This is a genomic window from Streptomyces sp. NPDC026589, assembly GCF_040638385.1.
Classification (GTDB): domain Bacteria; phylum Actinomycetota; class Actinomycetes; order Streptomycetales; family Streptomycetaceae; genus Streptomyces.
Map to the genome: position 1 here is coordinate 53,285 of NZ_JBEZYG010000025.1, position 26,645 is coordinate 79,929.

Below are 26,645 nucleotides of genomic sequence, written 5' to 3' on the forward strand. Positions count from 1 at the left end.
GGGGGCGCGTCGAAACGGTGCCCGGGCCGGCGGAGGGGAGGGGGCCGGCTGCTGAGGTGGCCGCGCCGGTGGCCGCGTCAGGCCGGGAACGGCACCAGCGCCGGCAGCCGTTCCGCGTTCACCGAACGGGCCGCGCGCTCCAACGCGCTGGCGAGCAGGGCCAGGTCGGTCGGCCCGTTGCCCAGCTCCCGGACCGGACGCCGGGTCGGCGGATCGCCCATCCGCTCCCATTCCAGTGGGACGACGGTGGGCCGCAGCGTCGCCGTACGCGGGATGCGACCGGTGACCCGACCCCCTTGGAACGGCGTCAGCCGGCCGTCCGGATGCCCCAGCCTGCCCCGGCCGGGGGCCGGTTCGTCCGGGGACGGCGGCAGCACCGGGGCGTCCAGCACGATGCGCAGCCGGGCGCCACGGGCCAGCTCGGTGTCCTCGGTGCGGTCCGGGCGCGCGGAGGTGGCGACCAGGTGCACCCCGAGCCGCCCACCGTCCCGGGCCACGGCCTCCAGCGCCCGCACCACCGAACCGGCGGCCGGCCTGCCGGGACTGCCGAGCGACGGGGCGACCAGCGCGTCGAAGTCGTCGGCGAGGACGACGAGACGGGGCAGCGGCGACGGTCCGGGGTCCCCGGACCGGGCGATGGGGCGCAACCGCAGGGTGCCGCTGGCCGGGGAGTCCAGATCGCCCCGCCGCTCGGCGCCGCTCGGCGGACGCTGGCCCACGACGCGCGGCGGGCCTTCCTGCTGGGCGTGCCGCTCGTGCCAGGCGGCGAAGTCCAGGTCGCCGAGCAGCTCGGCGCGCCGCTTCAGCTCGCCGCCCAGGGCCTGCGCGAACTCCCTCATCCGGACCGGGTCGCACGCCACGAGGTGGGTGAACACATGCGGCAGCTCCGTACAGGGGAGCAGCCCTTCGCAGCGCTCCCCCCGCTCGCCGCCCGAGCCGTCGACGAGCAGGATGCCGAGCCGGTCGGGCCGGGCGGCGGAGGCCAGCGAGGCGGCGACGGCCCGGAGCAGCTCGGTGCGGCCGCTGCCCGGCGGACCCTCGATCAGCAGATGCGGCCCCTCGTCGGCGAGATCGACGCTGAGGGGCCCCCGGGGGCCCGCCCCGAGCACGAGGACCGGCCGGCCCATGTGGGCGGCGGACTGGGGCGCGCCCCAGTCGCCCCGTCCCTCGGAGCCCTGCCCCGGCCCGGAGCGTCGGCCGCCGAGATAGGGCGTGCGCTCCGAGTCCCGTGAATCCAGCGGTGGGTACGGGGTGCGCCCGGAGTCGCGGGTGTCGAGCGGTGGGTACGGGGTGCGCCCGGAGTCGCGGGCGTCGAGCGGTGGGTACGGGGTGCGGTCAGGGTCGGGGGCCCCCGCGGCCGGGTACGGCGTCCGGCCGGAGTCGCGGTCGGGGGAGGAGGTGGCGGTGCGCTGCGGGCCGACGCGCGGGCCCGCGCTGAGGGTCCGCCCCGAGTTGGGGCTGTCCACCTCCTGGCGGGGTGCCCGGGCCGCCGCGGCCCGGGGCGCCGAGGCGCCGGGCTGGGCCTCCGCCGTGGACGCCCAGCGGGCCATCAGCGAGGCCGGCGTCGCCCGGGCCAGGCCCAGCTCGTCCAGCAGCCGGGCGGACGGCGGCAGCGCCGCGGTCGTCGGACGGCCGGCCAGCGCGGCCGAGCCCTCCTCACGCAGGGGGGCGAGCGCCCGCCCGAACCGCTCGGCCCAGGCCGCCGACACCGCGTCCACCGCGGCCACCGTCCCGTGCCCCGCGGCCTGCCCGCCCGCCGTGCGCAACAGGCGCAACGCCGTGGCGACATCCCCGCTGAGCATCGCGACGGCCCCGCACTCCCGGAAGGCGATGGACGCCCGGCACGCGGTCTCGTACGTCGCGGACACCGGGGAGGTGGGGGAGGCGGCCGGGGTCTCGGCCAGGCAGATCAGATGGATCCCGGCCGCCGCGCCCGCCCCGGCCAGCCGTGCCGTGGTCTCGCGCAGCATCGCCGTACCGGGGTCGCCGTCCAGGACGACCACCGTGTGCGGACCCGTGTGGGCGCGGGCGGCCTCGGCCACCGAGGCCCGGTCCAGATGCGGCCAGCCGGGACCGAGGGGGCCCTCGTCGAGGCGGCGCACCAGCTCGGCCGTACGGGCGGCCGCCTGCTCACGGTCGTACGCGAGGAGCAGCCGGCAGTCCTGCCCGTGCGTCGGGCGCAGATGCGGCAGCCACCCCAGCCAGGACCACTCGCGCCGCCGCTCCTCCAGCGGGCGGGAGCGGTCCGTGCTGATGAGGACGATCTCCAGGTCGAAGGGGGAGTGCAGCGCGGCGAGCTGCGCCACCGTGGCGCGGGCCAGACCCGCCAGCCGGGCGCGCGGACCGGCGAGCCCCAGCGAACCGGCCTCCCGCAACCCCACGGTCACCGGCACGGCGGGCACCTCGGCCCGGTCGGTCGTGCCGAGCCGCACCACCAGCGCCTCCGGGTGCTCCGGATGGCGCTCCCAGAGCCGGGGCCCGGGGCCGAGCGCGGTCATCAGCACGGCCGCCGGATCCGGCCAGGTGCCCTCGGGGGCCGTGGGCAGCGCGGAGAAGGGGGAGCCGGGGGAGACCGGGGAGGCGAGGTGTCCGGCCCCCGACGGACCGCCGGACGGGTCGTTGGAGCCACCCGGGAAGCCGGGGAAGCCGGCTCCGCCCGGGAAGTCGTGGGGCCCGGCCGCGGAGTCGTACGCGCCCGCCCCGGGCGCTGATGAGCCGTACGCCGATGAGCCGGGTGCCGATGACCCGGGTGCCGTGGGGCCGCCCGGGGCGCGGGAGGCGCCGTACGTGTCGCGTCGGACGCCCGCCCCGGTCTCCGGGCCCGCCGGCTGCTCGACCCTCGCGCCGCCCTTGAGCCGCCTCGCCCATGCTCCTATGCCGCGCCGGGGAGCCTCGCCACGGGCATGGGTGTCCTGCCCCGGATACGCGCCGCCCGGCCCGGCCTCGGCGTGCTCGGGCCAGGAGCCCTCTTCGAGTGAGGAGCCCGGGGCTCCGGAGCCGCCGTGGGGCCCTTCGGGCGCCGGTGAACCGGCGGGAGCGAGGGACCCGAGGGAGTCGGGGGACCCGAGGGAACCGGGGAAAGGGGAGGCCGGTGCGCCGTAACCGTGGCCGTGGCCCGGGCCGCCGTGGTCGGGGGTGTGCGTGGAGAGCGGCGCGCCGGTGCCGTGGCCCGGGGCGGGAGAGCCCGTCTCGGCGCGGGCCACCCGCAGATGCCCCTCGCCGTCCGGGGCGGTCGGCAGCGTCGCCGGACGGGAGCCCGTCGTGAGGCGGAGGGCGGACTCGCCGAGCCGCAGCAGCGCGCCGGGGGCGAGGCGGACCGGCCGCTCACGCACCTCGACGCCGTCCAGGGAGGTGCCGTTCGTCGAACCGAGGTCGGCGACCGAGACCCGGCCGTCGTCGGAGACCGTCACCGCGCAGTGCAGCCGGGAGACGTCCGGGTCGTCGAGCGGGACGTCCGCGTCGGCGGAGCGGCCGATCCGGATCTGCCCGCCGTGCAGCAGGTGGACGCCGCCCGCGTCAGGGCCCGCCACCACATGGAGTTGGGCCGGAACGGGATCGTCCGTCGCCTCGTCGTCACCGGGGACCTGGAGCGAGAGGACCGCGCCGTCCACCAGAGGCGGTTCGCCCAGCGCGATGCGGTGCCCGTCGAGCCGCTCCCGTCCGGCGAAGAACACGATCGCTCCGCCGCCCTGGGAGCTCTCGGGCCCCGCCACGGCGGAGGCCAGCTGGGAGGCGACGGCGGCCAGCGCCGTCCCGGCGGGTGCGGTGACGAGCACGTCGCAGGTGCGCGCCGGGGTCTGGCCGCTGCGCGGCGCGAGGACGGTCAGCCGGATCTGCATCGCCGTCAGCGGTCCCTTCTGCGCGGGGGTGCCCGGCAGGGGAAACGCCCTGTGATTCCCCCCACCCGGCACGGACACGTCGTCCGTACAGGTCGTCACGCACCGCGAGACTCCGACCTCGCAGATCCGTGCTGGAGGCATCCTCGCACCTGCCACTGACAACACGCCCGGCGGTCACCTTTAAATGATCTTGAATGGTCGGCTGTGGGCGCAAAAGTGCCTGCTTGCGTCCGGATCCCGCCGCTCGGACGGGTTTCCCGGTGGTTGCCCGCCGGGCGCCGGACAGAAATCCGCTCCTGCCACCGAACGTCTGACCGGCCTGTGATCAGCCGTGCGGCAACCTTCCGCCCGGTCCGCGCGTCTTCCCCCGAAACATGAGCCCCCGGTGCCCCGTTCGGCGGCACTACAGTGGGCCGGAACATTCGGGCGGGCCCAAGGAGCGAACAAGACCCCTGGGGGACCGCAAGCACCACGATCAGCAGGGAGCGCATGACGTGCGGCCCGTAGGCAGCAAGTACCTGCTCGAGGAGCCGCTCGGACGCGGCGCCACGGGCACCGTCTGGCGAGCCCGCCAGCGGGAGACCGCGGGCGCCGAGGCAGCCGTCGCGGGTCAGCCCGGCGAGACCGTGGCCATCAAGGTTCTCAAGGAGGAGCTGGCCAACGACGCCGACGTCGTGATGCGGTTCCTGCGGGAGCGCTCCGTCCTGCTGCGGCTCACGCACCCCAACATCGTGCGCACCCGGGACCTCGTCGTCGAGGGCGATCTCCTCGCCCTGGTGATGGACCTGATCGACGGCCCCGACCTGCACCGCTACCTCCGCGAGAACGGCCCGCTCACCCCGGTCGCCGCTTCCCTGCTCACCGCGCAGATCGCGGACGCGCTCGCCGCCAGCCACGCCGACGGCGTCGTCCACCGTGACCTCAAGCCGGCCAACGTGCTGGTCGACGAGCGCGACGGCCAGATGCACCCGATGCTCACCGACTTCGGCATCGCGCGCCTGGCCGACTCCCCGGGCCTGACCCGGACCCACGAGTTCGTCGGCACCCCCGCCTACGTGGCGCCGGAGTCCGCCGAGGGCCGCCCGCAGACCTCCGCCGTCGACATCTACGGCGCGGGCATCCTGCTGTACGAGCTGGTCACCGGCCGCCCGCCGTTCGCCGGGGGAACCGCCCTCGAAGTCCTGCACCGGCACCTCAGCGAGGAGCCCCGCCGCCCCTCCAACGTCCCGGCCCCGCTGTGGACGGTCATAGAGCGCTGCCTGAGCAAGGACCCGGACCGGCGGCCCAGCGCCGAGAACCTGGCCCGCGGTCTGCGTACGGTCGCCTCGGGCATCGGCGTCCACGCGAACTCCGCCCAGATCGCCGCCGCCGAAGGGGTGGGCGCCCTGCTCGCCCCCGACCCGGCGCCCACCGCCGTCCCGGACACCCCGGGCGCGGCCGACCCCACGCAGGTGCTGCCGAGCAACGCGGGCTCCTACGACCCCGCCGCGCCCACCAGCGTCTTCCAGCAGACCGGCGGCCCGGGCGGCCAGGGCCCCGGCGGCGGCAACGCCGACCCGACGTCCGTCATGCCACCCGTGCCGCAGCGCCCCGACGGGCCGCCGCAGCCTGACGGGCCGCACCCCTGGCAGTCGCAGCTCCAGGCGGCCCGCGACCGCAACGAGCAGACCCAGGTCCAGTACCTCGACCCGAGCCAGGACCCGCTGCGCCGCCGCCCCCAGCGCCAGCAGCCGCCGCAGCAGCCCCATCAGCAGCAGCCGCCCCAGCGCCGCCAGCCGCCTCCGCAGCACCAGCAGTACCCGCCGCAACACCAGCAGCAGCCACACCAGCAACAGCATCAGCCGCAGCGCTACCAGCAGCCGCAGCCGCCCCAGCAGCCCCAGCGGCAGCAGTACGCGCCCCCGCAGCCGCAGCAGCCGGCCCCGCGCCCGCCGCGCGAGCCGCGTCCGCCGAGGCAGCGCGGCGCCAACCCGATGCGCATCCCCGGACTCGGCTGCCTCAAGGGCTGCCTGTTCACCGTGGTGCTCCTGATCGTCGCCGGCTGGCTCATCTGGGAGCTGACCCCGCTCCAGGACTGGGTCGCGCAGGGCAAGGGTTACTGGGAGGCGATCGGCGACGCGATCGGCACGGTCAGCGGCTGGTTCTCCGAGCTCGGGGACAGCACGGGCAGCTCGGGCGGGGCCTGACCCGAAACCGCCGGGCGGTGCCCGACGCGTAAGGGTCGGGCGACATCCGACGTGGAACGGTCGAGCGGCACCCGACCGCGTAACGGACGGGCGAGGTCCGGTCCGTATCGGTCGGGCGAGGTCCGGCCCGTATCGGTCGGGCGCGGTCCGACCGTAACCCTGTCCCTTTGTCGACTTCTCCGGGCCTATTTGGCCCGGAGAAGTGAAGGTCGGTGCCATCCAGGGCACGTGACACCCCGAACGCCGCGTAACTTTGTCGACCGGGGGTCCACCGCCAGCCGCTGAGGGAGCAGTCTTGGCACGGAATATCGGCAGCCGGTACACGGCCCACCAGATCCTGGGGCGCGGCAGCGCCGGCACGGTATGGCTCGGCGAAGGGCCCGAGGGCCCGGTCGCCATCAAGCTGCTCCGTGAGGACCTCGCGTCCGACCAGGAGCTCGTGGGCCGCTTCGTGCAGGAGCGCACAGCCCTGCTCGGACTCGTCCACCCCCACGTGGTCGCCGTCCGGGACCTCGTCGTGGACGGCAACGACCTGGCCCTGGTCATGACCCTCGTCCGCGGCACCGACCTGCGCACCCGCCTCGACCGCGAACGCCGCCTCGCCCCCGAGGCCGCCGTCGCGATCATCGCGGACGTCGCCGACGGGCTCGCCGCCGCGCACAAGGCCCACGTGGTCCACCGGGACGTCAAGCCGGAGAACATCCTGCTCGACATGGAGGGCCCGCTCGGCCCCGGCGGCGCGCACCCGGCCCTGCTCACCGACTTCGGCGTCGCCAAGCTGATCGACACCCCGCGCCGCACCAAGGCCACGAAGATCATCGGTACGCCGGACTACCTGGCCCCCGAGATCGTCGAGGGCCTCCCGCCGCGCGCCGCCGTCGACATCTACGCCCTGGCGACCGTGCTCTACGAGCTGCTCGCCGGATTCACGCCCTTCGGCGGCGGCCACCCCGGCGCGGTCCTGCGCCGCCACGTCACCGAGACCGTCGTCCCGCTCCCCGGCATCCCCGAGGAGCTCTGGCAGCTCCTGGTCCAGTGCCTGGCCAAGGCCCCGGCCTCCCGGCTGCGCGCCTCGGAGCTCGCCGTACGGCTGCGCGACCTGCTGCCCCTGCTGGCGGGGATACCCCCGCTGGAGGTGGACGAGCCGGGCCCGGAGGAGAGCGACCAGCAGCCCGCCGCCTACGACGAGCAGCAGTACACCCCGGCCGCCGAGGAGCCCCGCCGCCGCGGCGCGGTCCCGCTGGTGCCCGGCTCCGCTCCCGACTCCAACCGGGACACCCACACGAGCATGCGCGTCCCCGCCCCGGACGAACTGGCGGGCGGCCCCCTCGGGACGGCCCGCGCCCCCCGCGCCCCGGGCAGGCCCCGGCCCGGCTCCGCCCGCAACAAGTCGGCGGCCGTCCGCAAGCGCCGCATCACCCTCGGTGTCGCCGCCCTCGCCGTCTGCGCGGCCGTTGTGGTCGGTGGCCTGCTGTCCGGCGGCGGCGACGGGGATCGGGCGCCCCAGGACAGCGAGAACTCGGCGCCGGCGAGCCCGTAGGAGACGTCGGAAGCCCCCTGACAGAGCCGCCGGGAACCCTCGCCGCGGTCCGGGACCGGCAACCGGTTTCCGGGCGAGGGCAAGCTTCATCCGCCCAGCCGTTACGCTGGACCCGTGGCAGTCGTCGATATTTCCGAAGAGCTGAAGTCCCTCTCCTCGACCATGGGGTCGATCGAGGCCGTCCTGGACCTGGATGCGCTGAGGGCGGACATCGCCGCGCTCGAGGAGCAGGCTGCGGCGCCGTCCCTGTGGGACGACCCGGAGGCGGCCCAGAAAATCACCAGCAAGCTTTCCCACCTCCAGGCCGAGGTCCGCAAGGCCGAGACCCTGCGCGGCCGCATCGACGACCTCGAAGTCCTCTTCGAGCTCGCCGCGGACGAGGGCGACGCCGACGCCCAGGCGGAGGCCGAGACCGAGCTGGAGTCGGTGAAGAAGGCGCTGGACGAGATGGAGGTCCGCACGCTCCTCTCCGGCGAGTACGACGCGCGCGAGGCCCTGGTGACCATCCGCGCCGAGGCCGGCGGCGTCGACGCCGCCGACTTCGCCGAGAGGCTCCAGCGCATGTACATCCGCTGGGCCGAGCGGCACAACTACAAGACCGAGGTCTACGAGACCGCGTACGCGGAAGAGGCCGGCATCAAGTCGACCACCTTCGCCGTCCAGGTCCCGTACGCCTACGGCACGCTCTCCGTCGAGCAGGGCACCCACCGCCTGGTCCGTATCTCGCCCTTCGACAACCAGGGCCGCCGCCAGACGTCCTTCGCGGGCGTCGAGGTGCTCCCGGTCGTCGAGCAGACCGACCACATCGAGATCGACGAGTCCGAGCTGCGCGTGGACGTGTACCGCTCCTCGGGCCCCGGCGGACAGGGCGTCAACACCACGGACTCCGCGGTCCGGCTGACCCACCTGCCCACCGGCATCGTCGTCTCCTGCCAGAACGAGCGCTCGCAGATCCAGAACAAGGCGTCCGCGATGAACGTCCTCCAGGCGAAGCTTCTTGAGCGCCGCCGCCAGGAGGAGCAGGCGAAGATGAACGCGCTCAAGGGCGACGGCGGCAACTCCTGGGGCAACCAGATGCGTTCGTACGTCCTGCACCCGTACCAGATGGTCAAGGACCTGCGTACGGAGTTCGAGATGGGCAACCCCGAAGCGGTCTTCAACGGCGAGATCGACGGCTTCGTCGAAGCGGGCATCCGCTGGCGCAAGCAGAGCGAGAAGTAGCCCCGGCGGTACGGAGATTGGGCCCGGACAGGCGACTGTCCGGGCCTTTCTCCGTTGCGGAGGACCTGTGCCCGACGCGTCACAGTCCGGCTTCCGAATAACCGTCAAGAACCCCCATATGGGTGCCTAGTGCACGGAACGGCCTTGACGTAGTCCTTAACTCTGGCCAGGGTGCTAGAGCAGCATGCGTATGTCTGGGACGGGTGTGAACCGGGGGGCTGGCGGGGTGACCACGACGTGACGTGGCCTTGCCGAGGCGATTCCCCGCAGGGCCGCGACCCGCATATGGCTGCTCCAATGACGAGATCGGCTACTGGGGGTAGCAACACATGACGAAGAAGACGCGTATTCGCGTCGCGCGGATCGCCGCCGGCGCGGTCATCGCCGCGGGTGCCTCGCTGACCGCGGCCGGTGCGGCGCAGGCTATCGGTATTGGCGTCGACACCGGCGTCGCCGATGTCGAGGTCCAGACGGGCCTGCTGGACGACGACCCGATCGGCGGCGTCGACGTCGGCGGCGCCGCAGGTGAGACCACCGGTGAGACGACCACGGGTGAAACCACCACGGGTGAGACGACCACGGGTGAGACCACCACGGGTGAAACCACCACGGGTGAGACGACCACGGGTGAGACCACCACGGGTGAGACGACCACGGGTGAAACCACCACGGGTGAAACCACCACGGGCGAGACCACCACCGGTGAGACGACCACGGGTGAAACCACCACCGGCGAGACCACCACCGGCGAAACCGGCAACAACGGTGGCTCGGGCAACAACGGCGGCTCCGGTAACAACGGTGGCTCGGGCAACAATGGTGGCTCGGGCAACAACGGTGGCTCGGGCAACAACGGCGCCTCCGGTAACAGCGGCGGCGACCAGGGTGGCACCAGCACCTCTGGCGGCGGCTCCTCCGACGGCGGCTCTTCCGACGGTGGTTCCTCCAACGGCGGCTCGACGTCCGGCGGCGGTTCCGCGCCCGGCGGCGGGTCCACCACCGGTGGCGACGACGCCGGCTGCACCGTCGACCTCGATGGCGCCGAGTGCACCGACAACACGGACACCGACAGCGTCGGCAACAAGCCGGTCGAGCAGAGCAAGGGCAAGGAAGAGCTCGCCGAGACCGGTGCGGCCGAGACGACCTTCCTGGTCATCGGCGCCGCGACGATGATCGCGGGCGGCATCGGCTTCCGTATCCTGCCCCGCCTGGTCGGCGGCGGTCGCACGGTCGCCTAGTCCCGTAACGGACCGTGGTGGACCGTACCGGCGCGTAGAGGGCGCAGGTCCGGTCCGGTCGCGGCCCCGAAGCGACACGGCACAGCATGCAGAAGGGCCCGGGAGGGCATACAACGCCTCCCGGGCCCTTCTGTGCGCCCGAACCGCTCGGGCGGCCGTACGCATACGTCTGTCAGCCCCGAAAGGGCTATGAGGGGCGGTCCCGGAGGGTCGTGCGCGGCCGGATCAGGCCGCTTGGTGCGCCAGCAGCGCGAGCGCGGTCAGCAGCACCACCATCAGGGCGATCAGCATGGCCGGGCTCATCCCGGCCAGCGGGCCCTGGCCCTGCTCCTCCAGCATCTGCTGCCGCACGGCACGGCAGACACGGCACCGGCCCTCGCTGACGGGGGACGCGCAGTTCGCGCACACCAGTCGGTCATAGGTCATGCGCATTCCTCCTCCCGCGCGGCGGAGCCGCTTACCTGCTTCTCTCCGCACAACGCTCACGGAAACGCAACCGTTCCCCCCACCACTGTGCCAGCTCGCGGCGAATTCGGCGCGGCCCGCCGGACAAGGTCCGGCACGACCCGTTTCGTTCCAGGCGTCGATCCGCCATAAAACGCCCATTGGTGGACGCCGCCTGCACGCGTGAGCCCGGTTCGCGTATGGTCACGCTCACCTACTCCCGGCCGACCGTGGTGCATCCGTGATCCGATTCGACAACGTCTCCAAGACCTACCCGAAGCAGACCCGACCGGCTCTGCGCGATGTCTCGTTGGACATCGAGAAGGGTGAGTTCGTCTTCCTGGTGGGGTCCTCCGGCTCCGGCAAGTCGACCTTCATGCGACTGATCCTGCGCGAGGAGCGCGCCAGCACGGGCATGGTCCATGTGCTCGGCAAGGATCTCGCGCGGCTGTCCAACTGGAAGGTGCCGCAGATGCGCCGCCAGCTGGGGACGGTCTTCCAGGACTTCCGCCTGCTGCCCAACAAGACGGTCGCGGAGAACGTGGCCTTCGCGCAGGAGGTCATCGGCAAGCCCCGCGGCGAGATCCGCAAGGCCGTGCCCCAGGTCCTCGACCTCGTCGGCCTCGGCGGCAAGGAGGAGCGGATGCCCGGTGAGCTCTCCGGTGGTGAACAGCAGCGCGTGGCCATCGCCCGCGCCTTCGTGAACCGCCCCATGCTGCTGATCGCGGACGAGCCGACCGGCAACCTCGACCCGCAGACCTCGGTGGGCATCATGAAGCTGCTGGACCGGATCAACCGGACCGGCACCACCGTGATCATGGCGACCCACGACCAGAACATCGTCGACCAGATGCGCAAGCGCGTCATCGAGCTCGAGCAGGGCCGTCTCGTACGCGACCAGGCACGCGGCGTCTACGGCTACCAGCACTGACCGAGGGGCTCCGGCCCCTCGTGCATTTCGAGCATCGAGTACTGAAAGGACGCCATGCGCGCCCAGTTCGTCCTGTCGGAGATCGGCGTCGGTCTCCGCCGCAACCTCACGATGACCTTCGCGGTCGTGGTCTCCGTCGCCCTCTCGCTCGCCCTGTTCGGCGGTGCGCTGCTGATGCGCGAGCAGGTCAGCACGATGAAGGACTACTGGTACGACAAGGTCAACGTCTCGATCTTCCTCTGCAACAAGAACGACGCCAAGGACATGCCCAAGTGTGCCAAGGGGGCTGTCACCAAGGAGCAGAAGGACCAGATCGAGGCCGACCTGGAGAAGATGGACGCCGTCGAGACGGTCCACTTCGAGACGGTCGACGAGGCGTACAAGCACTACCAGGAGCAGTTCGGCGACTCCCCGATGGCGGGCAACATCACGCCCGACCAGATGCAGGAGTCCTTCCGCGTCAAGCTGGACGACCCGCAGAAGTACAAGGTCGTCGCGACGGCCTTCGCCGGGCGGGACGGGGTGCAGTCCGTCCAGGACCAGCGGTCCATCCTGGACCAGCTCTTCGAGCTGATGAACGGCATGAACGCCGTCGCGGTCTACGTGATGATCCTGATGCTGGTCATCGCGCTGATCCTGATCGTCAACACCGTGCGCGTCTCCGCGTTCAGCCGGAGACGTGAAACGGGCATCATGCGCCTCGTCGGAGCCTCCGGCTTCTACATCCAGGCCCCCTTCATCATGGAGGCGGCCGTCGCCGGCCTGATCGGCGGCGTGCTGGCCTGCGCCATGCTGCTCGGCGGACGGTACTTCCTGATCGACGGCGGCCTCGCGCTCCAGGAGAAGCTGAACCTGATCAACTTCATCGGCTGGGACGCGGTCCTGACCAAGCTCCCGCTGGTGCTCGCGATCGGTCTGCTGATGCCCGCCGTCGCCGCTCTGTTCGCGCTGCGCAAGTACCTGAAGGTGTGACATGTGCCCCCTGGGGCGCACGGGTGAGTGCCCGTGCGCCCCAGGGGCCTTGTCCTAGACTCGGCGCCATGTCGGGTTGTTCGCACCGCTTCCGGCCCCGCGGCCTCTGCCGCGGGGCGGCCCTGACATTGGTCTTCGGGTGTGCTCTCGCCACCGCCGCCGCGACCGGATCCCTGCCGCAGGACCCCGGTTCCGGGGCCGGGCCGCAGACGCGTGCCGTCTCCTCCACCGTCGCCCCGGTCGACCGCGACGAGATCGAGGACGCGGCCGCCGAGGCCGCGGCGGACGGGAAGTCCGTGAAGGACGCCGCGGAGGAGGTCGTCAGCCGTAGTGGCGACCGCTGGGGCGCGGTCTACGACGAGCGGGAGTACGAGGAGTTCGAGCAGGCGCTGGACGGCTCCTACACCGGCGTCGGGCTCTCCGCCCGGCGCACCGACGGCGGCCACGTCACCGTGTCCCGCGTGCAGGCCGGCGGTCCCGCCGACCGGGCCGGCATCCGCGCCGGCGACCTGCTGCGCACCCTGGACGGCCGCGCGATCGGCAAGCGCCCCGTGGCGGAGGTCGTCGCGTTGCTGCGCGGCGACGGTACGGGGGCGGCCGAGGGCAGCCGGGTGGAGCTCGGCCTGGTGCGGGAGGGCCGGGGCTGGACCGAGACGCTCCGGCGGGCCCGGCTGGCCACCGATGCGGTCACTGTGCGGCGGCTGGGGGCCGAGCCGTCGTCGGCGGTCCTGATCAAGGTCGCCGCGTTCACCAAGGGCGCCGGGGCCGAGGTCCGGGAAGCGGTCCGTGAGGCTCCCGACGGGGCAGGGATCCTGCTCGACCTGCGCGCCAACTCCGGCGGTCTCGTCACCGAGGCCGTCGTCGCCGCCTCCGCCTTCCTGGACGGCGGGCTGGTCGCGACGTACGACGTACGCGGGGAGCAGCAGGCCCTGTACGCCGATCCGGGCGGTGACATGGACCGCCCGCTCGTCGTCCTGGTCGACGGCGGCACGATGAGCGCCGCCGAGCTGTTGACCGGTGCGCTCCAGGACCGGAGCCGTGCGGTCACCGTGGGCTCGCCCACCTTCGGCAAGGGCTCCGTGCAGATGCCCAGCGAACTGCCGGGCGGTTCGGTGGCCGAGCTGACCGTCGGCCACTACCGCACGCCGACCGGCCGGAACGTCGACGGCAGGGGCATCACACCCGACCTCGTGGTGGGGGAGAGGGCCCAGCAGCGGGCCGAGACGGTATTGAGTGGCCTCGGGGGTGGGTCGTAGTGCGAAAATGACCGCACTATGGCGAAGGAAAAAGACACCGGGCGCAAGATGATCGCGCAGAACAAGAAGGCGCGGCACGACTACACGATCCTCGACACCTACGAGTGCGGCCTCGTCCTCATGGGTACGGAGGTCAAGTCCCTGCGCATGGGACGGGCCTCCCTGGTCGACGGCTTCGTCCAGATCGACGACCACGAGGCCTGGCTCCACAACATCCACGTACCCGAGTACGTCCAGGGCACCTGGACCAACCACACGGCCAAGCGGAAGCGGAAGCTGCTGCTGCACCGGGCCGAGATCGACAAGCTGGAGTCGAAGTCGCAGGAGACGGGCCACACGATCGTGCCGCTCGCGCTGTACTTCAAGGACGGCCGGGTCAAGGTCGAGATCGCGCTCGCGAAGGGCAAGAAGGAGTACGACAAGCGGCAGACGCTCCGCGAGAAGCAGGACACGCGGGAGACGAACCGCGCCATCTCGGCGGCCCGCCGACGGCAGCGCAGCGCCTGAGCGGGGCCCGAGCGGGACCTGCCCCGGCGGGGCAGGCGGCCGGGCAGGAATACAGTGGCATCGTCCGGCGTTGGTCACGTACGATGGGCCGTGCACCTCAGCGAAGGTGCGCGTTTTGAAAAATCAACATGGGGATGATCGGTTTCGACAGCGGATGTCGAAGCAGGGGAAGCGAGTCGAGGAAGCGGCAATGATCTCGTAAACCATATGTCGCAAACAATAATCGCCAATTCCAAGCGCGATTCCTCCGCCTTCGCCCTCGCTGCCTAATTAGCAGCTAAGCGAAGACTCTGCGGAGTGTCAGCCCGGGGGTGATCCCGACCCGGATCCTGGCATCAACTAGGGATCTAAACTTCTCGGCCCGGCCACGGGGCCGAGAAGGAAATCAAACAGTGGCTGGGCCTGTCGGAGGCTTGTTCGCGTGACCTCCGGGGCCGAGAAAAGCGCAGCGAACTGCACTCGGAGAAGCCCTGGTTCCGCACCGTTGGACGCGGGTTCGATTCCCGCCATCTCCACCACCCCATGTAAGCCTCCGCCCCGCGAGTTCACTCGCGGGGCGGAGGCTTTTTCATGCGGGCTTTTTCGTGCAGGCCTATTCATGCCCGGCGCCTGGCGTGCCCGGCGCCCCGTGCCCGCTCTTCCCTGCTCATACCGCACGGCCCCCTCGCCGCACCGCCGTCCCCGCTCCCGCGATGACCAGGGCGAGGGCCGCCGCGGACATGGGGGCCGCGTAGCCGGTGACCGTGCCCGCGTGCTCGACCAGCCAGCCGCCGGCCGCCGCTCCGGCCGCGATGCCTCCCAGCAGCGCGGTCACCGCGAGCGTCATGCCCTCGTTCAGCTGCTCCGGGCGCGTGGACCGCTGGACCAGCGTCATGCCGGTGACCATCGTCGGCGCGGTCGCCGCCCCCGCCACCAGCAGGCAGAGCGCCAGGACCGGCAGGGAGGCGGAGCCGGTGGCGGCCAGCAGCGGCAGGGACATCAGCGCCGTCATCCCGGCCAGGCACAGCAGCAGCCTGAGGCGGACGTTCCGGGCGGGCCGCAGCGCGCCGTAGACCAGGCCCGCCGCGCAGGACCCGGCCGCCTGGAGCGCCAGGATCGCGCCCCCGGCGTGGGCGATGGAGACCACCTCCAGCGCCCCGAACACCGCCCCCGTGGCGAGGAAGACCGCCAGCAGCGCGGGCACCCCCGGTGTGCGCAGGGGCGAGGCCACGGTCCTCGTACGGGGGGTGACGGGCGGTTCCGTGGCGCGCTGGGCGGCGAAGACCAGGACGCCGCTCATCAGGAGCACGGCCCCCACCAGGGTGCCCGCCTCGGGGAACAGCGCCCCGCAGAGCGTCGCGGCGAGCACCGGGCCCAGCATGAAGCACAGCTCGTCGGCGGCCTGTTCGAAGGAGTTCGCGGTGTGCAGGGCCGCCGGGTCGCCCCGGTGCAGATGCGCCCAGCGGGCCCGCGACATCCCGCCGGTGTTCGGGGTCGTCGCCGTCGCGGCGTACGCGGCGAACAGCGTCCAGGCCGGGGCCCCGTAGTGCACGCAGAGAACCAGGGCCAGCGATCCCAGCACGGCGAGCGCGGTGGCGGGCACCGCGATCCGCGCCTGTCCGTAGCGGTCCACGAGCCGGGCGGTGAAGGGCGCGACGACCGCCGTCGCGGCCAGCCCGGTCGCGGTGACGGCCCCGGCCAGGGCGTACGACCCCCGGGACCCGGCGATCATGATGATCGCGCTGACGCTGAACATCCCCATCGGCAGCCGGGCGATCAGGTTGCCCGCCGTGAACGCCCGCGCCCCGGGCGTGGCCAGCAGCCGGAGGTACGGGTTCGACGACCGCCGGCGCCCGGCGCCCCCGGTCCGCCCGGGTTCGGAGCGAGGGGCCGCGACCAACTGGCCGCCGACGACGGCGAGCAGGGGAGTGAACGGCGGTGCGACGGCCCGGTCCGGGCGGGCGGCGGGAACGGGCCGGGGAGCGGCGAGCGGGCGGGAGGGCGGGCCGTTTCGGGGCATGATGGCCCGGCGGGACGGGGCCGGCAGGGGAGCGGGCCGAGGGTGGGGAAGAGTCGTCGGGCGGGGAGCGGACTGAGGGCGGGGCACAGCCGCCGGGCGGGGAGCGGACTCCGGCAGGGGAGCGGGCTCCTGGCGGGCGGCGGCGGGCGGTATCGGCATACGGACAGGCTGGCCGTGGACCGCCGCCCGGGTCCAACACCTTCTCCGCGCCGATTCACGCGTCTGTGTTGTGAATGGCGTCCCGCGCGGTAGATTCGCGCTGTGCCTCCCGCCGACATCGATCCCCGTCTCCTGCGCGCCTTCCTCGCCGTCGCCGACGAACTGCACTTCACCCGGGCCGCCGCCCGCCTCTTCGTCGCGCAGCAGGCGCTGAGCCGGGACGTCCGGCGGCTGGAGCGCGAGCTGGGCGCCGAGCTGTTCGTCCGTACGACCCGGCAGGTCGTGCTCACCCCGGACGGGGAACGTCTGCTTCCGTACGCCCGCCGGGTGCTCGACGCGCACGCCGAACTGTCCGGGGCCTTCAGCGGTGCGCCCGCCAGGCCGCTGCTCGTCGACCTGAACAGCGACGGCGCCACCGCCGCCCGGGTGCTGGCGCGCGCCCGCGAACTGCTGCCGGAGTGCGAGCTGATGGCCCGCTTCGAGTCCGGCCTCACCTGGGCCGCAGGCGAGATCCTGGCCGGCCGGCTCGACGCCTCCTTCGGCCGGGCCGCCGGCCTGGCCCCCGCGGTGCGCGCGGGACTCTCCGTCCACCCCGTGCGGTACGAGCCGATGGCCCTGATGCTCCCGGTCTCCCATCCCCTCGCCGCGCGGGAGGCCGTCGCCCTGGCCGAGCTGGCCGGAGAGACCGTCTACGCGGGGGCCGGCAACGAGCGGACGCGGGAGTGGACGGACCTCGCCGCGCTGCTGTTCGCCGAGTGGGGCATCAGCATGGCCCCGCCCGTTCCGCTCGCTGTGGGCGTGGCCGAATTTCAGCGGGTCATGTCGAAGGGCTGGCACCCCGTGCTCGCCGTCGTCGACTTCCCGGCGATGCCCGGAACGGTGCTGCGCCCGCTCGTCGACCCGATTCCGCTTTCGCCGCTGGCGCTGGTCTGGCGCAAGGGTCTGAACCACCCCGGCGTGGATGCGCTGCGGAGCGCTACGGACCAGTTGGCCCTTGCTGAAGGGTGGATGGTCCCGCCCCCCGGCTCCTGGCTTCCCGAGGGCGATCGGTCACTGATGCGCAACCGTTCCTGACCAACTCCGCTCAGGGGCGTTTGGGTGTCAACGTCGTGCGCTACATTCATCGTCCGGGTGCAGGAAGGCCGGGTTCATGGACGGGTGGGGGCCCAGTCCAACAGTAAAGAACCAGTCAATTTCGTGCGCCTGATTCTTGAGTGGGGGATGGGGCCGCACCTGTGGACGATTGGCGCGAAAGCCGGAGAACCTGGCACACGCACGAGCCCGACGACGCGACGATCCAGCTCGACGGGCTGGGCCGTCAGCTCGCCGAACTGCCCGGCGAACCCGCCCCGCCGGACGGTGCCGACGGTCCCGTGTTCGTGGACGAGAGCGGTCGCCGCGGCAAGACCCTCCGACGGCTCGGCTGGGTCCTGGCCTCGGTCTGCGTCGCCTACGCCGTGACGCTGGTCCTCGCCCTCCTCGGCGGCAGCTCCAGCGCCCCCTGGCTGCCCCTGTCCGAGACCGGGCAGAAGGCGGAGGCGGAGCAGGCCGAGGAGGCCCCGGTGCCCGACGACACCGCGGGCGGCCCGTTCGGGGACGCCCCGGAGCCGGGGCCCAGCGCCTCGGGCCCCGCGGCGACCGAGGAGTCCGGCACGCCCGGCGACGCGACCCCGTCGGCCACCTCCGTGCTGGTGCCCGCCGGATCGGCCGGCACCCCCTCCGTGCCGGTCTCCGCCGCCCCGTCCCGTACCACCGGCGCGGGCGGTACGGGCGGTACGGGCGGTGCCACGAAACCGGACCCCACGACCTCGACCGCCAAGCCACCGGTCGACCCCTCACCGCCGTCCCCCGAGCCGAAGCCGTCCGACCCGACGACGACCGCTCCCGCCGAGACTCCCGACCAGCCGGTGCAAGAAGAGAGCGCCCCGTAGATGAACTCCCCCGCCACGCGGGGCAGGAACGGCGGATCGAGGAGAGCGCCACGCGGCCGGAGCCGGTACAGGCTCCCCATGCGCTACCTCCTGCCGACGACGTTCCTCGTCGCCCTGCTCGCGATGCTGATGCTGCGCGGATACGTGCACGGCGAGATCCTCGCCGACCACCGGGTCAGCGACGCCGACTCCCGGACCCGGGTGCCGAAGGACGTCCGCGACGGCGGGCCCGTCATCGACGCCCGCTCCGGTGACGCGAAGACCCTGCGCGTACCCGACCGCCGGGCCGTCCTGACCTTCGACGACGGCCCGGACCCGGTCTGGACGCCGAAGGTGCTCGACAAGCTGAAGGAGTACGACGCCCACGGCGTCTTCTTCGTCACCGGCAACATGGCCGCCCGGTACCCCGGACTGGTCGAGCGGATGGTCGCCGAGGGGCACGAGATCGGGCTGCACACCTTCAACCACCCCGACCTCTCCTACCAGTCCACCGAACGCATCGACTGGGAGCTGTCGCAGAACCAGCTGGCGCTGGCGGGCGCGGCAGGCATCCGCACCTCGCTCTTCCGGCCGCCGTACTCCTCCTTCTCGTACGCCATGGACAACACGTCCTGGCCGGTCACGCAGTACATCGGCAGCCGCGGCTACCTCACCGTCGTCAACGACACCGACAGCGAGGACTGGAAGCGCCCCGGGGTCCGCGCCATCGTCGAGCGGGCCACGCCGAAGGACGGCAAGGGCGCGATCATCCTGATGCACGACTCCGGCGGCGACCGCTCGCAGACCGTGGCCGCGCTCGACACCCTGCTGCCGGACCTCAAGGAGCGGGGATACACCTTCACCCGGCTCACCACCGCTCTCGACGCCCCCAGCGCGCACACCCCGGTCACCGGGTTCGCGCTGTGGAAGGGCAAGGCGTTCGTCGGCGCCGTCGCCGTCTCCGAGCGGATCACCGGCGTCCTGGTCGTCGGGCTCGCCGTCATCGGCGTCCTGGTCCTCGCCCGCTTCGGACTGATGCTGCTGCTCTCCTTCCTGCACGCCCGCAAGGTCCGCCGCGGGAACTTCAGCTGGGGCCCGCCCGTCACCCGCCCGGTCTCCGTCCTGGTCCCCGCGTACAACGAACGCGCGTGCATCGAGGCGACGGTGCGCTCCCTGGCCGCCAGTCAGCACAGAATCGAGATCATCGTCATCGACGACGGCTCGACGGACGGCACCGCCGACCTCGTCGAGGCGATGCGGCTGCCCCGCGTACGGGTCGTGCGCCAGCGGAACGCGGGCAAACCCGCGGCCCTCAACAACGGCATCCGGCACGCCCGTTACGACATCGTCGTGATGATGGACGGCGACACCGTCTTCGAACCGTCCACCGTCCGCGAGCTGGTCCAGCCCTTCGGGGACCCCCGGGTCGGAGCCGTCGCGGGCAACGCCAAGGTCGGCAACCGCGACTCCCTCATCGGCGCCTGGCAGCACATCGAGTACGTGATGGGCTTCAACCTGGACCGCCGGATGTACGACGTGCTGGGCTGCATGCCCACCATCCCCGGGGCCGTCGGCGCGTTCCGCCGCGAGGCCCTGGACCGGGTCGGCGGAATGAGCGAGGACACCCTCGCCGAGGACACCGACGTCACCATGGCCCTGCACCGGGACGGCTGGCGCGTGGTCTACGCGGAGAACGCCCGCGCCTGGACCGAGGCCCCGGAGTCCGTGCAGCAGCTGTGGTCGCAGCGCTACCGGTGGAGTTACGGCACCATGCAGGCCATCTGGAAGCACCGTCGCGCGGTCATCGAACGCGGGCCGTCGGGCCGCTTCGGACGGGTCGGGCTGCCGTTCGTCTCCCTCTTCATGGTGTTCGCCCCGCTCCTCGCGCCCCTGATCGACGTGTTCCTGCTGTACGGGCTGGTCTTCGGCCCCACCGGCAAGACCGTCGCCGCGTGGTTCGGCGTCCTGGTCGTCCAGGCGGTCTGCGCCGCCTACGCGTTCCGGCTGGACAAGGAGCGCATGACGCACCTGATCTCGCTGCCGCTCCAGCAGATCCTCTACCGCCAGCTCATGTACGTCGTCCTGCTCCAGTCCTGGATCACCGCGCTCACCGGCGGCCGGCTGCGCTGGCAGAAGCTGCGGCGCACGGGCGCGGTGGAGGCTCCCGGCGGCTCGTCCGGTCGGCGGCCCGCCGACACCGGGGCCGTCAGCGCCGGCAGCCCGGACCGAAGGCCCTACGTATGACCGCCCCGCCCCTGCCGATGACCGTCACCCCGGACCACGCGGCCCCGCCGCCCGCCCCCGTAGAACCCGCCCGCGACCGGTACTTCGACCTGCTGCGGGCCCTCGCCCTCTTCCGCGTCGTCCTCTACCACCTGACCGGCTGGGCCTGGCTGCCCGTCGTCTTCCCGTCGATGGGCGTCATGTTCGCCCTGGCCGGAACGTTGATGGCGCGCTCGCTGAAGCGGCCCGCCGCCCAGGTGATCCGGGGCCGGGTCCGCCGGCTCCTGCCGCCGCTGTGGCTGCTCGGCGCGATAGGCGTCACCGGCATGGCCGCCCAGGGCTGGGGCCCGGATGCCGAGGGCCACCCCGGCTGGTGGTGGCAGCACCTCCTGTACTGGGTGCTGCCGCTCAGCGATCCGCCGTACGCGTACGACGTGGCGGGCATCGACGGATTCCTCGGCGCGAGCTGGCCCGAGGAGCTGGCCGGGCCGCTCTGGTACATCCGGGCCTACCTGTGGTTCGTCCTGTTCTCCCCGCTGATCCTGCGCGGCCTGCGCAGGCTGCCCTGGCCGACGCTGCTCGCGCCGCTCGCCCTGGCCGTCGTCATGCGCCTGGAGCTGTTCTCCACCACCGAACGCCTCGACTCCGCGATCACCGACTTCTCCACGTTCGGCGCCTGCTGGGTCCTCGGCATGGCCCACCAGGAGGGCGTCCTGAAACGGCTGCCCGCCTACGTCGTGCCGTCGATCGCCCCGCTCTTCGCGGGCGCGGGGCTGTGGTGGGCGAGCCACGAGGGGTTCCGCGGCGGCTTCGACCTGGACTCCATCCCGCTCGCCCAGGCCCTGTGGTCCTTCGGCTGCGTCCTGCTCCTGCTGCACCTCAGCCCCACCTGGACCGCGTGGCCGAAGCGGCTGCGCCCCTTCGCCCGGCCCATCACCCTGCTCAACTCGCGGGCGGTGACCGTCTACCTCTGGCACAACGTCTGCATCCTGACGGCCGCCACGCTCTACGACCGGCTCTGGTCCGTGGACGCTCTCAGCGAGAACGTGCCCTGGCTGCTGGAGAGCTGGGTGCCCGTGCTGCTGATCGCCTGGGCCCTCATCGCGCTCTGCGTCCTCGCCTTCGGCTGGGCCGAGGACGTCGCCGCCAGGCGCCGGCCGAGGCTCTGGCCGGACGGCAGGCGGTAGCGGACACCGCATCTCACCGAGCCGGGAGGGGCCCGGTGAGAGCAAGGTTGCCCACCGGTCACCTCACGGCACCACGCCGAAACGCGGGCTCCCTAGCGTCGGGACAACACCCCGAAGCGACGGGGACACCACCCCGACCCCCTGTGGAGGCGCGTGATGGCAGGCCGTTGGATCGAGACCTGGGAGCCGGAGGACGAGACGTTCTGGCGGGAGAAGGGCGAACGCGTCGCCCGCCGCAACCTGTGGTTCTCCGTGCTCTCCGAGCACATCGGATTCTCCATCTGGACCCTCTGGTCGGTGATGGTCCTGTTCATGGGACCGGAGTACGGCATCGACCCGGCCGGGAAGTTCTTCCTCATCTCGACCGCCACCCTCGTCGGCGCCCTGGTGCGGGTGCCGTACACCTTCGCCGTCGCCCGGTTCGGCGGCCGCAACTGGACGGTCTTCAGCGCGGTGAGCCTGCTCGTCCCGACCCTGGCCGCGTTCTGGGTGATGGAGCCCGGCACCTCGTACGCCACCTTCGTCGCGGTCGCGGCGCTCACCGGGATCGGCGGCGGCAACTTCGCCTCGTCGATGACCAACATCAACGCCTTCTTCCCGCTGCGCGAGAAGGGCTGGGCGCTCGGCCTGAACGCGGGCGGCGGCAACATCGGCGTCCCCGTCGTCCAGCTCGTCGGCCTGCTCGTCATCGGCACGCTGGGGGCCTCGCACCCCCGGATCGTCCTCGGCGTGTACCTCCCGCTGATCGTCCTGGCCGGCGTCTGCGCCGCCCTGTACATGGACAACCTACGGCCCGTGAAGAACGACACCGGGGCCGCGCTGGAAGCCGTCCGCGACCCGCACACCTGGATCATGGCGGTCCTCTACATCGGCACCTTCGGCTCGTTCATCGGCTACAGCTTCGCCTTCGGCCTGGTGCTCCAGACCCAGTTCGGCCGGACCCCGCTCCAGGCCGCCTCGCTCACCTTCATCGGCCCGCTGCTGGGCTCCCTGATCCGGCCCGTCGGAGGCCGGCTCGCCGACCGGTACGGCGGCGCGCGCATCACCCTGGCCACCTTCGCCGCGATGGCCGCCGCCACCGGCGTCGTCATCCACGCCTCGGGGAACGCCTCGCTGCCCGTCTTCCTCACCGGCTTCACCGCCCTGTTCGTCCTGACGGGCCTCGGCAACGGATCGACGTACAAGATGATCCCCGGCATCTTCCACGCCAAGGCCCTCGCCCGGGGGCTCGACGCGGAGGCCGCCGCCGCCCACGGACGACGGCTCTCCGGCGCGGCCATGGGCCTCATCGGGGCCGTCGGCGCGCTCGGCGGTCTGGCCATCAACCTCGCCTTCCGCCAGTCCTTCCAGGCCTCCGGCGCCGGAACCGCGGCCTTCTGGTCCTTCCTCGCCTTCTACGGGGTGTGCACCACGCTCACCTGGGCGGTATACCTTCGCCGTCCCGCGCCCGTGCCCACACGGGGCCGGCTCGGCTACGCGGAGGTGTAGGGGGTCACCGAACCGCACCCCGGCGTCGTACGACGTAACGGCCGGGAAATACGGGGGAACCGAGCCTGTCACGCATCGTTGACAGTCTCGGGCCTTCGCACCTCGCGTACCAGCGGAACCACGGGAGCCGGGAACACGCCATGCAGGACGACGACACAACGCACGGCCCCCTCGCGGGCTTCACCGTCGGGGTGACCGCCGCCCGCCGCGCCGAGGAGCTCGCCACCCTCCTCAAACGCCGCGGGGCCGCCGTCCTGCACGCCCCCGCCCTGCGGATCGTGCAGCTCGCCGACGACAGTGAACTCCTCGCCGCCACCAAGCAGCTGATCGGCCACGCCCCCGACGTGGCGGTCGCCACCACCGCGATCGGTTTCCGCGGCTGGATCGAGGCGGCCGACGGCTGGGGCGTCGGCGACGCCCTGCTGAAGACGTTGAGCGGGGTCGAACTCCTCGCCCGGGGCCCCAAGGTCAAGGGCGCCATCCGGGCCGCCGGGCTGACCGAGGCATGGTCGCCAGGGTCCGAATCGATGGCCGAGGTCCTCGACCGGCTCCTGGCCGAAGGCGTCGCCGGCCGCCGGATCGCCCTCCAGCTGCACGGTGAACCGCTGCCCGGCTTCGTCGAGTCCCTCAACGCCGCGGGCGCCGACGTCGTCGTCGTCCCCGTCTACCGCTGGATGCCCCCGCAGGACATCGCCCCGCTCGACCGGATGCTCGACGTCACGGCCGCCCGGGGCCTGGACGCGATCACCTTCACCAGCGCCCCCGCCGCCGCCTCGTTCCTGGGCCGCGCCGAGACCCGCGGGCTGCTCCCGGAGATCCTCGGCGCCCTCCGCGACGACGTGCTGGTCGCCTGCGTCGGACCGGTCACCGCCCTCCCGCTCCAGGCCCGGGGCATCGACACCCTCCAGCCGGAACGCTTCCGGCTCGGCCCCCTCGTCCAGCTGATGTGCGCCCGGCTCCCGCTCGCCGCCCGCACCCTGCCCGTCGCCGGCCACCGGGTCGAGATCCGGGGCCACGCCGTCCTCGTCGACGACGAGCTGCGCGCGGTGCCGCCCGCGGGCATGGCCCTCCTGCACGCGCTGGCCCGCCGCCCCGGCTGGGTGGTGGCCCGCGCCGACCTGCTGCGGGTCCTGCCCGGCAGCGGCACCGACGAGCACGCGGTGGAGACCGCGATGGCCCGGCTGCGTACGGCGCTGGGCGCGCCCCGGCTGATCCAGACGGTCGTCAAGCGCGGCTACCGGCTGGCGCTGGACCCGTCGGCGGACACGAAGTACGACCGCTGAGGGGCCCGCTGCCGAGGGCCCGGAGCGACGTCGTACGGCCGGCCGGTGAAGGGCCCGCTGCCGAGGGCGCCACGGCACCTCGCCGCGTTGCCGAAACGCCCTGCCCTGGCCCGGAACGCCGCCGTACGTCCGCTGAGGGGCCCGCTGCCGACGGCCCGGAACGCCGCCGTACCGCCGCTGAGGGGCCGCTGCCGAGGGCCCGGAACGCCGCCGTACGGCCACCGAGGGCCCCGGAGCGTCACCGCCGACGGGGCAGCGCTTAGCGTGACCGGATGACCGATCACCTCCACCGGATCGCCCCGGACGTGGCCTTCCGCCCCGTCGCGATCACCGACGCGCCCGCCTTCGCCGCGGCCCTCACCCGCAACCGCGCGTACATGCGCCCCTGGGAACCCGTACGCCCCGAGACCTTCTACACCGCCGAGGGCCAGACCGCCCGGCTCAGGGCCCTGCTGGCCGACCGGGACGCCGGGCGGTGCATGCCCTGGGCGCTCGCGGACGACGACGGCCGGGTGGTCGGCGCCTTCACGCTCTCCGGCGTCGAGCGGGGCCCCTACCGCAACGCCCGCCTCGGCTACTGGGTCGACGCGGACCACGCCGGACGCGGGCTCGCCACCGCCGCCGTCGGCGCGGTCTGCGACGCCGCCCGCGACCGGCTGGGCCTGCACCGCGTCGAGGCGGCGACCGTCACGGACAACGCCGCTTCCCAACGGGTGCTCGCCAAGGCCGGGTTCGAGCGGATCGGCACCGCGCCGGGCTATCTGCACATCAACGGCCGCTGGCGCGACCACCACCTGTTCCAGCGGCTTCTGCACGACGACCCGCCGGTCGGATGAGCGCCGCCGAGGGGGCCACGCGCGCATGCACATGGCCGTCCAGCGGATAGTCGGGCGGCAGCGCCGGGATCACCCGCGCCAGCGCGTAACCGCACTTCTCCGCCACCCGGCACGAGGCCTCGTTGTCCACCTGGTGAAGCAACTCCAGCCTGGTCAGGCCCTGTACGGCGAACTCCGTGAACGCCCAGTCGGTCAGCGCCGTCAGGGCCCGTGACGCCACGCCCCGGCCGCGCGCCGAGGCCGTCGTCCAGTAGCCCACCTCCGCGCGGTCGTTGCCCGGGTCCGGCCGCTTCAGCACGATGTTGCCGAGCGGTTCGCCGTCCCGCCCGCCCTCGGTCACGGCGAAGGCGAAGCGGGTGCCCGTCGCCCACCCCGTGCGCTGTGCCTCCAGCCAGCCGGCCGCCGCGTCCGCCCCGGAGACCTGGGTGGCCAGCCACCGCCGCATCGCCGGATCCTCGTACGCCTCCAGCAGCGCCGGCAGGTCCTCCTCGTGCCACCGGCGCAGCCGCAGCCCGCCGGGGCCGAGCACGGCGCTGCCGTCCCGGTGGTCCATGGGTGTCTCCCCCTCGCGATCCATGGCCGCCACGGTACGGGGGCGGGTCCCGCACCGAGGTGGTGGCGGGGGTTCCGGCCGGGCCCGGACCGGGGCACTCTGGGGGGTGGCCGTTCGACCGGTGACCCAAGGCGGTGACAGGAGCATGGCAACGGGCAGGGGTGCGCGGATGTGGCGGTTCGGCACGGGCCGGATCTGTCTCGACCTGGTGGCCACGGAGCCCGCGGGCGGGGCGCCCGGGGGCTGCGAACAGCTCGACGGGCCCGCGCGTCTGGCCCGGTGGCTGACCGACGCCCGGCTCGTCCCGCCGGGCACCGTACTGGCGGCGCTGGACGACACCTGGGTGGCCCGTTTCCACGAACTGCGCTCTGCCGTCAGCCGCCTGATGGCGGCCCAGCTCGGCGGCCCCGAGGCCGACGGGGCGCTGGAGCGGGTCAACTCCCTGGCCTCCGGTGCGCCTCCGGGGCCCCGGGCGGTGCGCGGTGCGGACGGCGGCCTGGTACGGGCTCTGAGTACGGCGCCCGACTGCGCGGGGCTCCTCGCCGTCGTCGCCCGGGACGCCGTGGACCTGCTCACCGACCCGGCCGCGCGGGCGGCCCTGCGCCGCTGCCAGGGCGAGGAGTGCCACCGGCTCTACCTGGACACCTCGCGCGGCGGACGGCGCCGCTGGTGCTCCGGCGAGGTCTGCGGCAACCGCGAACGGGTCGCCCGCCACCGGCGCAGGGCCATGGAGGCGGCCGACGGGCGCGGTCCGGGGAGGGAAATTCCGCCCGGCGTCGAGTGAACCGGGCCCCGCCCGACGCGACGCGCGATCGGCTCCGCCCGAAGCGACGCGCGATCGGCCCTGGTCGGCAGGTGCGCTCGGGGCATCCT

20 protein-coding genes and 1 other RNA gene are annotated in these 26,645 nt (G+C 73.1%); 17 read left to right on the top strand and 4 right to left on the bottom strand.

The window, feature by feature from the left end; translation table 11 throughout:
• Positions 1-77: 77 nt before the first annotated feature.
• Entirely contained in the window at positions 78-3,839 is a 3,762-nt protein-coding gene (locus tag AB0F29_RS32890) for an FHA domain-containing protein (RefSeq protein WP_361879920.1), read from the bottom strand.
• A gap of 494 nt (positions 3,840-4,333) precedes the next feature.
• On the opposite strand from AB0F29_RS32890, the gene AB0F29_RS32895 reads away from it, so the two are divergent.
• The 4 genes from AB0F29_RS32895 to AB0F29_RS32910 all read left to right on the top strand — a co-directional run bounded on the left by AB0F29_RS32895 (position 4,334) and on the right by AB0F29_RS32910 (position 10,024).
• Positions 4,334-6,025, top strand: coding sequence for a serine/threonine-protein kinase (locus tag AB0F29_RS32895; RefSeq protein WP_361879923.1), 1,692 nt, complete (start codon positions 4,334-4,336; stop codon positions 6,023-6,025).
• 295 nt (positions 6,026-6,320) lie between these two features.
• Positions 6,321-7,565 carry a serine/threonine-protein kinase gene (locus AB0F29_RS32900; RefSeq protein ID WP_361879926.1) on the top strand — a complete coding sequence of 415 codons (1,245 nt, stop codon included), beginning with the start codon at positions 6,321-6,323 and terminating at the stop codon, positions 7,563-7,565.
• A 114-nt stretch (positions 7,566-7,679) separates the two neighbouring features.
• Entirely contained in the window at positions 7,680-8,786 is a 1,107-nt protein-coding gene (gene prfB, locus AB0F29_RS32905; protein ID WP_361879929.1) for a peptide chain release factor 2, read from the top strand.
• A gap of 329 nt (positions 8,787-9,115) precedes the next feature.
• Positions 9,116-10,024, top strand: coding sequence for an LPXTG cell wall anchor domain-containing protein (locus tag AB0F29_RS32910; RefSeq protein ID WP_361879932.1), 909 nt, complete (start codon positions 9,116-9,118; stop codon positions 10,022-10,024).
• 225 nt (positions 10,025-10,249) lie between these two features.
• Here AB0F29_RS32910 and AB0F29_RS32915 read toward each other — a convergent pair whose 3' ends face one another.
• On the bottom strand, positions 10,250-10,450 hold the full coding sequence (locus AB0F29_RS32915) for a hypothetical protein (protein ID WP_003968786.1): 201 nt from the start codon (positions 10,448-10,450) through the stop codon (positions 10,250-10,252).
• 259 nt (positions 10,451-10,709) lie between these two features.
• On the opposite strand from AB0F29_RS32915, the gene ftsE reads away from it, so the two are divergent.
• The 5 genes from ftsE to ssrA all read left to right on the top strand — a co-directional run bounded on the left by ftsE (position 10,710) and on the right by ssrA (position 14,652).
• The gene (gene ftsE, locus AB0F29_RS32920; RefSeq protein WP_003968787.1) at positions 10,710-11,399 is read left to right on the top strand and encodes a cell division ATP-binding protein FtsE; all 690 of its coding nucleotides are present in this window, start codon (positions 10,710-10,712) and stop codon (positions 11,397-11,399) included.
• A gap of 54 nt (positions 11,400-11,453) precedes the next feature.
• Positions 11,454-12,371: a permease-like cell division protein FtsX gene (gene ftsX / locus AB0F29_RS32925; protein WP_361879936.1), complete on the top strand. Its 918-nt coding sequence runs from the start codon at positions 11,454-11,456 to the stop codon at positions 12,369-12,371.
• A 68-nt stretch (positions 12,372-12,439) separates the two neighbouring features.
• Positions 12,440-13,627 carry a S41 family peptidase gene (locus tag AB0F29_RS32930; RefSeq protein ID WP_361879939.1) on the top strand — a complete coding sequence of 396 codons (1,188 nt, stop codon included), beginning with the start codon at positions 12,440-12,442 and terminating at the stop codon, positions 13,625-13,627.
• Between the two features lie 18 nt (positions 13,628-13,645).
• Complete coding sequence (gene smpB, locus AB0F29_RS32935) at positions 13,646-14,134, top strand: SsrA-binding protein SmpB (RefSeq protein ID WP_097934728.1); 489 nt, start codon at positions 13,646-13,648, stop codon at positions 14,132-14,134.
• A gap of 130 nt (positions 14,135-14,264) precedes the next feature.
• Positions 14,265-14,652: a transfer-messenger RNA gene (gene ssrA, locus AB0F29_RS32940) on the top strand.
• Between the two features lie 128 nt (positions 14,653-14,780).
• Here the strand turns inward: ssrA and AB0F29_RS32945 are convergent.
• Entirely contained in the window at positions 14,781-16,133 is a 1,353-nt protein-coding gene (locus AB0F29_RS32945; RefSeq protein ID WP_361879943.1) for an MFS transporter, read from the bottom strand.
• A 261-nt stretch (positions 16,134-16,394) separates the two neighbouring features.
• On the opposite strand from AB0F29_RS32945, the gene AB0F29_RS32950 reads away from it, so the two are divergent.
• From AB0F29_RS32950 to AB0F29_RS32980, 7 genes are all read left to right on the top strand, one after another.
• Positions 16,395-17,366 carry a LysR family transcriptional regulator gene (locus AB0F29_RS32950; protein ID WP_361879946.1) on the top strand — a complete coding sequence of 324 codons (972 nt, stop codon included), beginning with the start codon at positions 16,395-16,397 and terminating at the stop codon, positions 17,364-17,366.
• 161 nt (positions 17,367-17,527) lie between these two features.
• Positions 17,528-18,223, top strand: coding sequence for a hypothetical protein (locus tag AB0F29_RS32955; protein WP_361879949.1), 696 nt, complete (start codon positions 17,528-17,530; stop codon positions 18,221-18,223).
• Complete coding sequence (locus tag AB0F29_RS32960) at positions 18,224-20,446, top strand: glycosyltransferase (RefSeq protein ID WP_361879952.1); 2,223 nt, start codon at positions 18,224-18,226, stop codon at positions 20,444-20,446.
• Positions 20,443-21,612, top strand: a complete 1,170-nt coding sequence (locus AB0F29_RS32965; RefSeq protein WP_361879955.1) for an acyltransferase family protein — start codon at positions 20,443-20,445, stop codon at positions 21,610-21,612. Before AB0F29_RS32960 ends, AB0F29_RS32965 begins: the two co-directional genes overlap by 4 nt.
• A 156-nt stretch (positions 21,613-21,768) precedes the next feature.
• Positions 21,769-23,100, top strand: coding sequence for a nitrate/nitrite transporter (locus AB0F29_RS32970; RefSeq protein WP_361879957.1), 1,332 nt, complete (start codon positions 21,769-21,771; stop codon positions 23,098-23,100).
• A gap of 140 nt (positions 23,101-23,240) precedes the next feature.
• The gene (locus AB0F29_RS32975) at positions 23,241-24,383 is read left to right on the top strand and encodes a uroporphyrinogen-III synthase (RefSeq protein ID WP_361879961.1); all 1,143 of its coding nucleotides are present in this window, start codon (positions 23,241-23,243) and stop codon (positions 24,381-24,383) included.
• A gap of 272 nt (positions 24,384-24,655) precedes the next feature.
• Positions 24,656-25,219: a GNAT family protein gene (locus AB0F29_RS32980; protein WP_361879964.1), complete on the top strand. Its 564-nt coding sequence runs from the start codon at positions 24,656-24,658 to the stop codon at positions 25,217-25,219.
• On the opposite strand, the gene AB0F29_RS32985 is transcribed toward AB0F29_RS32980, so the two are convergent.
• Positions 25,152-25,772: a GNAT family N-acetyltransferase gene (locus AB0F29_RS32985; RefSeq protein WP_361880099.1), complete on the bottom strand. Its 621-nt coding sequence runs from the start codon at positions 25,770-25,772 to the stop codon at positions 25,152-25,154. The genes AB0F29_RS32980 and AB0F29_RS32985 overlap by 68 nt on opposite strands.
• A gap of 145 nt (positions 25,773-25,917) precedes the next feature.
• Here AB0F29_RS32985 and AB0F29_RS32990 point away from each other — a divergent pair, with 145 nt between their 5' ends.
• Positions 25,918-26,556: a CGNR zinc finger domain-containing protein gene (locus tag AB0F29_RS32990; RefSeq protein ID WP_361879967.1), complete on the top strand. Its 639-nt coding sequence runs from the start codon at positions 25,918-25,920 to the stop codon at positions 26,554-26,556.
• Positions 26,557-26,645 lie beyond the last annotated feature (89 nt).